We start from the raw sequence: 11,995 nt of genomic DNA on the forward strand, positions 1-11,995 counted from the left end.
AGCCGTCCGCGGCGGTTTGGGAAAAGCCTCTTTCTTTCAACCTTAGCAGCCTATTTCCGCGGGCAAAAAGAGCTATTTAAAGACTTGTATCTTGAAAAAAACGAAGAGGAGCAAGCTGCACAAGAAAACCGAACCCCGTGGCAAGCATATCCTGTACTCTATCTGGATTTTAATACCGGGCAATATGAACTGAGCGGCGCTTTAGATGAAACTCTTAGTTATTTTTTAGATACCGAAGAGTCGAAATACAATCTGCAAAAGAACAGTCTCTCTCATGCTAAACGCTTTACATCTCTGATACAAGCTGCATATCAGCAAACCGGCAAACAGGTCGTTATTCTTGTAGACGAATACGATAAGCCTCTTCTGCAAACGATGGGAGTAAATGAAGAGCTAAACGAACATTACCGTAATACGCTTAAAGCATTTTACTCGGTGATTAAAACCTGTGATGAATATATCCGCTTTGCATTTTTGACCGGGGTAACAAAGTTCAGCAAAATCAGCATTTTCAGCGATTTGAATAACCTCCGCGATATATCACTGGAAGAAGATTATGCCGGTATCTGCGGTCTCACACAAACAGAACTTGAAACGAACTTCCAACCGGACATACAATCACTCGCAACACGGCAGAATATGGACTATGCGCAGGCATTGGCAGCCCTAAAGCAGTGGTATGACGGCTATCTGTTCCATCCTGCCGGGGAAGGAATGTACAATCCCTTTAGCCTTTTGAACGCTTTCGTCAAAAAAGAGATTAGCGGTTACTGGTTCGGTACGGGAACGCCGACTTTTTTAGTCAACTTCTTAAAAGAAGCGCATTATTATATCCCCAACCTTGATGGAAAGGTTGAACTTGATGAAGAAGGCTTGCAAACCTATCGGGCTGTTGCTCAAGATGCATTGCCGATTCTGTTTCAAGCGGGGTATTTAACGATTAAGACATATATCCCGGAAGCACGGATGTATCGGTTAGGCTTTCCGAATAATGAAGTCCGGTACGGTTTTTTGAAGAATCTGCTGCCTGCGTATTCGGGGCTGCCGTTTGTGGAGACGGGAAAATCGGTATGGCACTTTGTGGAAGATATTCGCGCGGGGAATGTAGAAGGGGTCATGGAGCGGCTCAAGGCGATCATTTCCGGTATCGCGTATGACAACTTCACGGAAGAAAACCTGAAATTGCGGGAGCAGAACTACCAGACGGCAGTGTATCTCGTCTTTACGCTCATGGGACAGTTTGTACAGACGGAGGTGCATTGTTCCACAGGGAGAGCAGATTGTATTGTACAAACAGCGACTAGCGTTTATATCTTCGAGTTTAAGCTCTCCGGCAACGGTACTGCTGAGGAAGCCCTCAACCAGATAAAAGAGAACCGCTATGCGGAGCAGTACAAGGCTGACGGCAAGAAGGTTGTACTGATCGGAAGTTCGTTTGACGAAGGCGTAAGAACGATTGAACAATGGAAAATAGAAGTTTTTGAAAACTAAACCATTTAGCATCTGCGCCCTCCATGTCTTTAGCGGTTACATTAACAATATAAAGGAAACCAAAAGTCAAAGAGAAAAAGTACGGAATACAAATATGAAAAAGGTTGTGATTATATTGCTGTTGGCTGCTGCTGTGCTTGGATGCGGGCAAAAGCAGCAACGGATACTGACCGTTATCAATCAGTCTGATTGGCGTGCTGTTGTTACGGTTACGGATTTTATTGATACGCTTGGGAATCAGAACAGTGCTGCATCCTATGTTATAGGCGCTGTAAACGACCCACGGGGATTATCGAATAAGGCTTCTTTTACTTTGTGTGAACATGGGGACTGCAATGTATTGAGTGTGAACGGTGCAAAGATTAAATCTAAAAGCGATACCCAACTTATTCTTGAAAATGCACTGCCGGCGATAGTGCATGTTATCAATAAGACAGGGAAAGATATTCGTATACAGAATGAACCCTCACTTGGTAATACCCCCACTGACTTCTATTACAGCGGAATATATCAGGATCGATACGGAATTATGTGGACTGACTATAAACCGATATTTACACGGCAGTTCATTGCAAAAGATAGAACCGAAGGAAACCCTGTAAATATGCCGGTCTACGCATGGCAGCTTTTTGAAATAACGGATCCTAAAGAATTTAGAGCATTTGCATATAAATATATTACGATAGCTGCCGATGCTGCAGGTTTTTATGCCGAATGGGAGCGGCAGGGAGATGATTTTTTCTTGAAAATTACAAACTAATGCGAAAATATGCCGATACTCTAAGTCGAGAGAGTACGGTAGAGGCGGTTGTTCTGTAAAACCGCAATGAAGATTTACCCTGAATTTGAGTTTAAAAAGGCTTTCCCTTTTAAAAATGCCGCTATAATTACTACATCGTGAGGTACCAATTGACCAGTTTGACATTTGATGAATTTATGAACAGTACAAAACCGGAAGAATTGTTTGAAGGGGCATATCCATTTGTGCACCTGATGATGCAGTACCGCTGTGCTATGCAGGAAGTTCAGACAAAACTTGAGGTATTGAACACTGAACTATCGCTGGATCAGGAGCATAATCCCTTTGAATCGATTAGCGGCAGAATTAAAAAGCCCATCAGCATCTTTGATAAGTTAAAAAAGATGAATCTTCCGGTATCCATCGGAAATATTGAGCAGAATTTGCACGATGTAGCTGGCATCCGCGTTATCTGTACTTTTCAAAAAGATATCTACATTCTTGCTGAAAAACTCTGCGCGCAGGATGATATCCGCCTGCTTGCACGGAAAGACTATATTAAAAATCCTAAACCGAACGGTTATCGCAGTTTGCATTTGATTCTGGAAATTCCTGTTTTCTTTGCAGAAGGAAAAAAATATATGCAGGTTGAAGTGCAGTTCCGTACCATTGCGATGGATTTTTGGGCAAGTGTTGAGCATAAAATCTACTATAAAAAGGCGATAAATTGTAATACTGCTCAAATTACCGAAAAACTAAGACTTTGTGCAGAACATATCAATGGAATTGCGATGGAGCTTGAAGATATCAGTAAAGAAATAGAAATACAGAAAGAATACGGCTGTCCTGAAGGACATGTTAAAGAAAAATAAGAATCAGTCTCTTTACTTTTTAAATATATCTAGGCTATAATGTGTACGATATGGCTAGAAGGGAAAGTATGAAAAAGTTGTATGCAAACTTTGTAAGCATTCTTTTTGCAGTACTGTGCCTTGTATTTACGGCATGTAGTCAAAGCATTACCGCTGGAAAAGGAACCGGCACTGTGCGGGTAGTTGTCGGCGGAGGAGCCGCCCGTTCAGTTGATTCCGTTAGCGGACTGCCGGTTTTTGATGAAACGAATACTAAAATCACCGTTACCGGCGAAGACGGAACTGTGTGGAAAAAGGCAGCGCCGATTCCGGTCGAGCTGCAGATTCCCGCCGGTACAAAAATTACGGTAGAAGTTATTGTTACAACAGCTGCAGGCGAATGGCGCGGCTCGGCGGTGCACACCGTTACGGAAGGAGATAATCCCGTTGCCGTGAAGCTTTCCAAAACGCCGAAAAGCGTAAGGAACATCCTTTCAAGCGTTATATCACAGACCCCTTACGGGGATGCAAAAGTAACACTCAAGTTGGCAAGCGGTAAAGAGCTGCTGACCGATGTGAATATTGGTTCCAATTATATTATTCCGGTAACTGCACGGGACGGCAACGGCAGAATATATGCGCTGTATGATAAGGGCGGTTCACGGCATTTTAGCCGCTTTGATGCCGAAGGCAATGAGGATGCCGGTTTTGAGACCGCTATTCAGGGCATATTACCAAGTAGTTTAGGCAGAATTAAAACGATGACGGTTGATCCTAAAACCGGCACCCTTTTTGTAGCCGTTTTTACTACGCAGACTGACATCTATGCGGTAACAGAAACCTCGCATAATGCTTTTACACGCTCAAACAGTGTTGACCTTGCTACACTGCCAGACATAGAGACTAACGACACTCTTACTGCAGTGGCTGCATATAACGGTGAGCTTTTCTTAACGGTACAACGCAACCGCTCACCCTCTCTCGCTAAACCTAATAAACTGTTTGCCTGTATCGCGGCACTGTCTGGAACGGCTCTTACACTTACCGAAAAAAATGCAGCTGAGCTTGATGAACTCAATACCAGCGCTGTAATACATGTCCCCACTCAGTGTACCGGGCTCTTTGCGGATGCAAGCGGCGTGTACTGCCTACTGCAAGAAAAATACCGTTATAACGGAATGCTCTATATGGCGGGTGCGCTTGCCTGCTATTCCCGTGATGATAATACCGTTACCTATTTAAAAAAGCCCCCTAAAGCCGGTACTGCAGATGCATACCTTCCCTTTGACTCAGATGCTTTCGCAAATCCCATCGGTTTTATCGGCAGTGACGAAGACTATATCTACATTGCGGATGACGGAATCAACATAGAGTACCTCAACGAAAATTGGCGGATTAACGGGAATAAAAACCGCATCGCCGCCTTTAATCGGAAAACAAAGGAAATAACATTCAGCAATACGGAAGCAACATGGTACGCAGAAAAACCCGGCTACAAGTTCCCCGAAACACCGGTATTGCTATGGGAGAAAGATTCCAGCGGTGCGGTCCGCTATTGGGTAAGCACTGATGGAACAAGCTCTGCACCGGCTGAAGCTACAAAAATCTTTCAAACTACTGTTCCAACCAATAAAATTACTGATATTTTCTGCTATGACCAAGAGGGTAATTTGTATATACTGTGGAAGGAATCAACGGTGTATTGTGTTACACGGTTTGAGCTGAAAAACGGTACCTATGATTTTACACAAGGGCAGCAACTGAATTTGGGTATTTCAGATGAGGTTGTCGCCATTGCGACAGATGTTTCTGATGGACAAAAGTTCCTGTATTGTGCTGCTAAAAAACCGTCCACTACATACGAAATAAAACAGTGGCAATGGGATTCTACTTTTACAGGCGCTCCTTCTACAGCATATAACATTACACTTCCATCAGGCAAAACCGTTACTACCCTTGTCGCAAACAAGGACGGGGTGTTTGTCGCTACAAAAGAACAAGCAGGATTGTTTGCTCCCTATACGCTCAATATATGGAAATATAGGAAAGATACAGGTGTTGCAGATGGGAACATTGTTATTGTCAATAATGCTAGTCCTTTCGACAGTCATAGTTCTCACGCCCCTTACAACGACTATGACGAAATTGTTCATGACTTACAGATAGTCAATGGTGTGTTGTATGCTGTTACATCAAAGCAAGAAAAAGGGATGAAGGAGAAAGGCAGCGATTATTGTATTGATAGCTTTAAACACAGTAACGTACTGTATAAGGTTCATGAAACAGACACCTTCTCCGGAAATGCTGTAGCGCTTGTCACAAAAAATGCTGTAGCTTCAACAACAGAGGATTCGAACAAGGGAGTCAGCTATGGATTCTACCGCTTTATTGCTGTTAAGCCGAAAAAGCTTGCCATTGCTTCGGATAGCGCTTGGGGTAAAAACGGAATTTCTACTCATGTTGAAGCTAACAATAATAAAGTCTTTGAATATGACTTAGACAAAAACTTGTTGGCAGAAAAAGGTAATGCCGGTGGTACCTTCTCTAGGGAATTATCACCAACGCTTACCTGCGGCTTTGAGTGGAAATAATCCGCAAGATGACTTTTTTCAACGCTGCGCGGCGCGCTTCCGGCGTACTGCGCAGCAAAAGCCGCTCGTCAGCCTCTGTGTGCCGGTGTACGGGACGGAGGGGCTGGTCGGGCGGTTTTTAGACAGCGTGTTACGGCAGGTGGAAGCGCCGCTGTTTGAAACTATCGTTGTCAATGACGGCAGCCCCGGTATAAAAGAGCTTGAGCGCATTATTAAAGTGTATGCAAGACGGTTTAAGGAACGGGGGCTGCCGTTTTTGTTTTTGGAACATGGAAAGAACCTTGGGCTGGTGGAAGCGCGCCGGACAGCGGTGCAGGCAGCATCAGGTGAATACATTGCCTTTGCAGACTCTGACGATGAACTGCCGCCTGCTGCTCTCCGTATTCTGTACGATGCTGCATGTACCTCCAGCGCGGATATTGTGCATGGAAAAGCAGCGGTGTTCGGTATGGAAGGGGAGCCGGAAGCTCGCATCGAAACTTTTGCAAAAAAAGCAGCGTATGTGTACCAAGGGATGCTTACCGGAGATGAAATTCTCCGCGCTTTTTTAATTGAGCATCGTTATGCCGGTTTTTTATGGGGCAAGCTCTTTAAAACCAGTCTTGTTCAAAAAGCTTTCGCAGAAATTCCCTTCACTTATTGCACCATGGCAGAAGACGTTCTTACTTCCTTTTTTATCGCCCTGTATGCCCGTATGTATTTCGGCATACCCGATACCGTCTACAATTACCGTATTAACACCGGCGTTACGTCCCGCCGTCAAATTACCGACCGTGCCGGATGGGAAAAAGTGTGTTCCGCCGCTTCGGTATTTACCATTATTCTCTCTTATCTGGATGAACACCCTGCTCTCGGCAGCGAAATACGCGAAGCGGTTAAAGCCCTCGGGCGTTCATACCGTAGCGATAACCTTAAACAGCTTGAAGTCTGTGTGGTTCCTTCATTACAAGAAGAAGCTCGGGCGCTGCACAGCGAATGGTGGGGAACCGTATAGGCGGTGCAGAGAGCCTTGTGTTCTATTTTTCGAGTACGGTGATTTCTACGCGGCGGTTCCGTGACATATTTTCTTCGGTGGTATTCGGTGCAACCGGTTTGTCCGAGCCGAAGCCGCGGGTAAAAATATGGTGTTCACTCCGGACACCAAGCTCAATAAGATACTGAGCTACAGCTGCGGCTCGTTCTTCGGAAAGCTGCTGCCGGTCTTCCACCTTTCCCGCCCGTGCCGTATGCCCGGAAATAAGCAGTTCGTAGTCGGGATAGCGGCGCAACAATTCCCCGATTTTCTCTATTTTTTCCTTCTCACCAGGCAGAAGACGGGCTGAATCTGCTTCAAACTGAATATTTTCAAGACTGATCATGACTCCTTCATCGGTTTTTTGTACGTTTGTATTGGCAAGCCCCAAATCACGTATGTCTTTATCCAGTGTATTTGCCATTTCTTCTTTATTCATCGGCAGCAGCTCCGTTATCTCTGCCTGTGCAGTGCCGCGGTATTCAATAATAGCTCCGGTATTCAGTTCCATTTGAATAGTAAATACTTCGTCATAGGAGGGTAACAGCCCCCGCTCATTGTCCCAGTACAGGCGCTGCTTTGAATATCCCATCGTGCGTACCGGATAAAGCGGCGGTAGCGGTGTATTCCTCCCCGTTCTGTTTTGGATATTCCGCAAGGGAATTTCGTAATACAAATCATAGTTTACTTCTATTAAATAATAGTTTTTTTGCTCTTTTTGCACCGTACCCTTGTAAGTATAGCTCACCTCAACAGGTACGATAAAAGGTTTTTGGATGTTAAAATTGTCACGGAGGTCATGAGCTTCGCTTGCCTGATGCTGCCAGCTCTGCCCGATCTTTACATCATAGTCAGGAAACACCGGTACATCCCGGATAACCGGCATAAAATACTGCTCTCCAATGTTGTAAACCCCAAAGGCATCCCTGCGGAATACACTGGGGTATTCACGTCCCCACGAAAAGGTACGGTTACTGTTTTGCTCACTCGTCATAAATGTACACGTGTGAAGGGCTGATGCCGGCTGCCCGTTTGCTGCCGCTTGTACATCAGATACGGCGACGGTAACCCGGTTGGTAATATACGCCTTATGGCTGAACTGCCCGTTTACATACACGTCTTCGTTTACCGTAGAATTAATCCGGTACGTGTCGCCTTCGTTAAACCGGAATCGGAACACTTCTGCAGAAAGGGGCTGGAACAACCCTGTTGCAAACAACAGTATACCGCATAAAAAAACGCGCCGCTGCACCGATAAAAAATAAGTAGGAAGCATCATGCTTTCAATATCGGAACGGGATACGCATATAATGAATATTTTGCGCCGTTGTCCTGCTTCTGAAAAATAGTCTTCCTCGGTGTAGAGTATCAGGGAGTAATGCTCAATGTTTCATACTGTATGAGCCGGCCGGTACGGGATGCCATCGCTAACAAATAGACATCCTTGACAGGGCTGCTGGACTCGGCTTTAATACCCTCATACTAGGCGTTGTATGTTGGAATGAACCCTCCGCACGAATAAAGTAATGTGAACCTCTAAAAACTTTAGTTTTTTGCGGATGCCTTTATCTACTACACTGCTCCGGATACTATTATGCATTTTTCTGTTATATCGAACCGTATACTTAATCGTATACAAAGGCTCACAGTAAAACGTCTACTGTACAGCGCTGCAGCTCTTGTTACCCTGATGTTCGGAGGACTGATACTGTCCCTATTTCTCCCCTTTCCCGAATTAAATACTTTCATGCAGCGTGATTGGAGTACCCGTGTGTATGACCGGAGCGGAAACCTCGTGCAGATTCTCGCTCTGGAAAACGGTATACGGCGGGAATACACCGCACTGGATTCGATGCCGTCTCACGCAGTCCGCATTTTTATAGCGGCAGAGGATAAGGATTTTTTTTCTCACCACGGGGTTGATCCTTTGGCAGTAATGCGGGCTGCATATCAAAATATCACCAGCAGAAAACGGATCAGCGGAGCTTCTACCATTACGATGCAGCTTGCCCGCTTAATTATACCGGCACAAAAACGGACATTGCGTGCCAAAATCTGTGAAGCATGGAATGCGTTAAGAATTGAACGGCTGCTGTCTAAACCGCAAATTCTTGAGCTCTATTTGAATAGCATTCCCTTCGGCTTTCAGACGGAAGGGATTACCTCAGCAGCCCGCACGTTTTTTGCTCTGCCGCTTGCCGAACTAACTGCCGAACAGCTGTGCTGCCTTGCGGTTATTCCCCGCTATCCTGTAGGCTATAATCCGCTAAACAATCCGGAATTATGTGCAGAAAAAGCAGCGGAGCTGTATACAGCGGTTTTTCTCCATGAAAAGCAGCCTTTGACGGTTGAAACGGCAGCACAGGTACACACCCAGCTCTTACACGCAGCCCGGACAGCGCAGCGCTTCCGCTATCCTTTTAACATGCCACATTACATTGAATATCTTGTCAGCCATTATAAAGCCGGGGATTTTGTACCGTCTGCTGCAGAGCAGAATATCTCCACAGCTCCAGCGCTGCCTCCTGAGTGGCATATCACTGCCGACAGCAGCCTATCGGCATATACGCAGCAGCTTTTACAAACACAGCTGAAAAAAAACTCACACGCCCGCCTCCGCAACGGGGCTGTGCTGGTTATCGAAAATGCAACAGGAAATATTCTCGGTTGGGTTGGTTCTAACGCCTATTTTGATACCGAATCCAATGGACAGATCAATGGAGTAACTGCCTTAAATCAAAGCGGCAGCAGTACAAAACCCTTTCTCTATGCGCTTGCCTTAGAACAGGGGTGGAAGCCTTCCGACATAGTACCGGACATTTCGATGCGGTTCGGCAAGGCAAATGCCTATATTCCGCAAAACTTTAATAACCGTTTTAACGGTCCTGTCCGGTTCCGCGTAGCCCTTGCCTCAAGTTTGAATATTCCAGCTGTGTACCTTCTCGATACACTCGGGCTGGAAGCATACATACAAAAACTGGAGCAGCTGCGGTTTCAAGATATACGGCAGCGGGGCATGGAGGCAGGTTTATCGCTTGCACTCGGCAGTGTACCGGTTTCTTTATATGAATTAGTCAGGGCATTTAGTGTCTTCCCGCGCGGAGGAATTATGATACCGCTCCGTTCGTTTCAAAACGGGGGAACAGCTGACGGCTTTAGCGAGCCGGAAAGAGTATACAGCGAAGACACAGCCCGGCTTATCTGTTCCATACTCTCCGATTCTGCGGCACGGGCAAAGGGATTTGGCTTTGCGGCAACATTTAAGACTCCCTTTCCGGCTTTGTTCAAAACCGGTACGGCAAATCAGTATCAAAGTTTGGTAGCGCTTGCAGCATCTTCTGCTTATACCGTCGGTGTTTGGATGGGGAATTTTTCAGGCAGCACAGTCATCGGTAAAACAGGCAGCTCAGCCCCGGCAGCTATTGCACGGGATGTACTGCTGCGGCTTCACCGGCAGTCCGGAGACAGCATGGGAACACCGGCACACCATTTTGCAGAACCGGAGTACTGGTACCGTGAACCCATCTGCGCCCTTTCAGGAATGCCTGCCGGTATCGCCTGTCCAACCACGGTCTTAGAATATCTGCCGTCTGCTGTAGTACATCGTACAAGAAGTTTAAACACTGTCTGCTGTACATGGCACAATGTAGAGCAAGGCAAGGTTTATACGAATTATCCCGAAGAGTACCGCCGATGGTTTTCCCATAGCTCGCGGCATGGTTCAATAATCGCTACACCTCAGACATTACGGGTGATCAGTCCTGCAGACGGCGGGCATTTTATCAGTAATCCGAATAACCGCAACGGTTGCATCCCGCTTGAAGTTACCGGCGGTAAAGAAGATTCCCTATCGGTTTATTACGATAATGACAGCCCCTTCGGTATCCGCCGTCCGTTTTCCGCATCACTCCCGCTCGAAAAGGGAGTGCATCAATTACGGGTACAATGCGGAACAGAAACGCTGCAGCTCTCATTCACCGTTGAAGCTGCGGAATAGCTACCGGGGATTCGCGCGGCGGGTTAATACTTACAAATTGCGTCGGGGTATGTTGATTAAGGTGTGCTCTATCGTGCATCAATGCAATAGAGTACTTTACGGTGAAGGATGAAATTGCCGAATCTACGTATTCGTGTTATACTACCGCTATGAATACTCCACAGAAGTTGCCGCTCGGCGTACAAAGTTTTAAGGTCTTACGGAATGACCGCTATCTCTATGTAGATAAAACAGCGTATCTTGCGCAATTAGTAACCAGCAGCCGAGTCTATTTTCTCAGCCGTCCGCGGCGGTTTGGCAAAAGCCTCTTTCTTTCAACCTTGGCAGCCTATTTCCGCGGGCAAAAAGAGCTGTTCAAAGACTTGTATCTTGAAAAAGCGGAAGAGGAACAAGCTGCACAAGAAAACCGAACCCCGTGGCAAGAATACCCGGTTCTGTATTTTGACTTTAATACGGGGCAATATGATACGATTGAAAGTTTAATAAGCCGTATTGAACTTTTTTTGTCTCCGCTTGAAAAGAAATATGCTCTAACCTCTGCCCAAGGCGATTTGGCGCAACGCTTTGAAGGCGTTATTAAACAAATATATGAGAAAACACACAAACAGGTAGTTATTCTTATAGATGAATGCGATAAACCCTTGCTGCAAACGATGGGAGTGAATGAAGAGCTGAACGAACGCTACCGTAATACGCTCAAAGCATTTTACTCGGTGATTAAAACCTGTGATGAATATATCCGCTTTGCGTTTTTAACCGGAGTAACAAAGTTCAGCAAGATCAGCATTTTCAGCGATTTGAATAACCTCCGCGATATATCACTGGAAAAACAATATGCCGGTATCTGCGGTGTTACGCAAACAGAACTTGAAATGAACTTCCAGCCGGACATACAAGTGCTTGCCGATGAACAAAACCTCACGTATCAAGAGGCATTAGCAGCATTAAAGCAGTGGTATGACGGCTATCTGTTCCATCCAGCCGGGGAAGGAATGTACAATCCCTTTAGCCTTTTGAACGCTTTTGTCAAAAAAGAGATTAGCGGTTACTGGTTCGGTACGGGAACGCCGACTTTTTTAGTCAACTTCTTAAAAGAAGCGCATTATTATATCCCCAACCTTGATGGAAAGGTTGAACTTGATGAAGAAGGCTTGCAAACCTATCGGGCTATTGCTCAAGATGCGTTGCCGATTCTGTTTCAATCGGGGTATTTAACGATAAAGACATACATCCCGGAAGCACGGATGTACCGGTTAGGTTTTCCGAATAATGAAGTCCGGTACGGTTTTTTGAAGAATCTGCTGCCTGCGTATT

Annotated in this window: 8 protein-coding genes; 7 read left to right on the forward strand and 1 reads right to left on the reverse strand. The window is 45.7% G+C overall.

The window, feature by feature from the left end:
* The 5 genes from ACTTJ8_RS10410 to ACTTJ8_RS10430 all read left to right on the forward strand — a co-directional run.
* Positions 1–1,491, forward strand: a 1,491-nt coding sequence (locus tag ACTTJ8_RS10410; protein WP_442721143.1) for an ATP-binding protein, incomplete at its 5' end; no start/stop codon positions are given.
* Positions 1,492–1,585: 94 nt separating this feature from the next.
* Positions 1,586–2,251: a hypothetical protein gene (locus ACTTJ8_RS10415; protein ID WP_442716155.1), complete on the forward strand. Its 666-nt coding sequence runs from the start codon at positions 1,586–1,588 to the stop codon at positions 2,249–2,251.
* Positions 2,252–2,427: 176 nt separating this feature from the next.
* Positions 2,428–3,102 carry a GTP pyrophosphokinase gene (locus ACTTJ8_RS10420; RefSeq protein WP_442721144.1) on the forward strand — a complete coding sequence of 225 codons (675 nt, stop codon included), beginning with the start codon at positions 2,428–2,430 and terminating at the stop codon, positions 3,100–3,102.
* Positions 3,103–3,170: 68 nt separating this feature from the next.
* Positions 3,171–5,672, forward strand: a complete 2,502-nt coding sequence (locus ACTTJ8_RS10425; RefSeq protein ID WP_442721145.1) for a hypothetical protein — start codon at positions 3,171–3,173, stop codon at positions 5,670–5,672.
* Entirely contained in the window at positions 5,659–6,666 is a 1,008-nt protein-coding gene (locus ACTTJ8_RS10430) for a glycosyltransferase family 2 protein (protein WP_442721146.1), read from the forward strand. The genes ACTTJ8_RS10425 and ACTTJ8_RS10430 overlap by 14 nt, the downstream gene beginning before the upstream one ends.
* Positions 6,667–6,688: 22 nt before the next feature.
* Here ACTTJ8_RS10430 and ACTTJ8_RS10435 read toward each other — a convergent pair whose 3' ends face one another.
* Positions 6,689–7,963, reverse strand: coding sequence for an OmpA family protein (locus ACTTJ8_RS10435; protein WP_442721147.1), 1,275 nt, complete (start codon positions 7,961–7,963; stop codon positions 6,689–6,691).
* Between the two features lie 468 nt (positions 7,964–8,431).
* On the opposite strand from ACTTJ8_RS10435, the gene ACTTJ8_RS10440 reads away from it, so the two are divergent.
* Together ACTTJ8_RS10440 and ACTTJ8_RS10445 are read left to right on the forward strand one after the other, a co-directional pair.
* Entirely contained in the window at positions 8,432–10,681 is a 2,250-nt protein-coding gene (locus ACTTJ8_RS10440) for a transglycosylase domain-containing protein (RefSeq protein WP_442721148.1), read from the forward strand.
* Positions 10,682–10,830: 149 nt separating this feature from the next.
* On the forward strand, positions 10,831–11,995 hold a 1,165-nt coding region (locus tag ACTTJ8_RS10445), incomplete at its 3' end, for an ATP-binding protein (protein ID WP_442721149.1).

Source organism: Treponema sp. (genome assembly GCF_052169735.1).
In the GTDB taxonomy this organism is placed as follows: Bacteria; Spirochaetota; Spirochaetia; order Treponematales; family Treponemataceae; genus Treponema.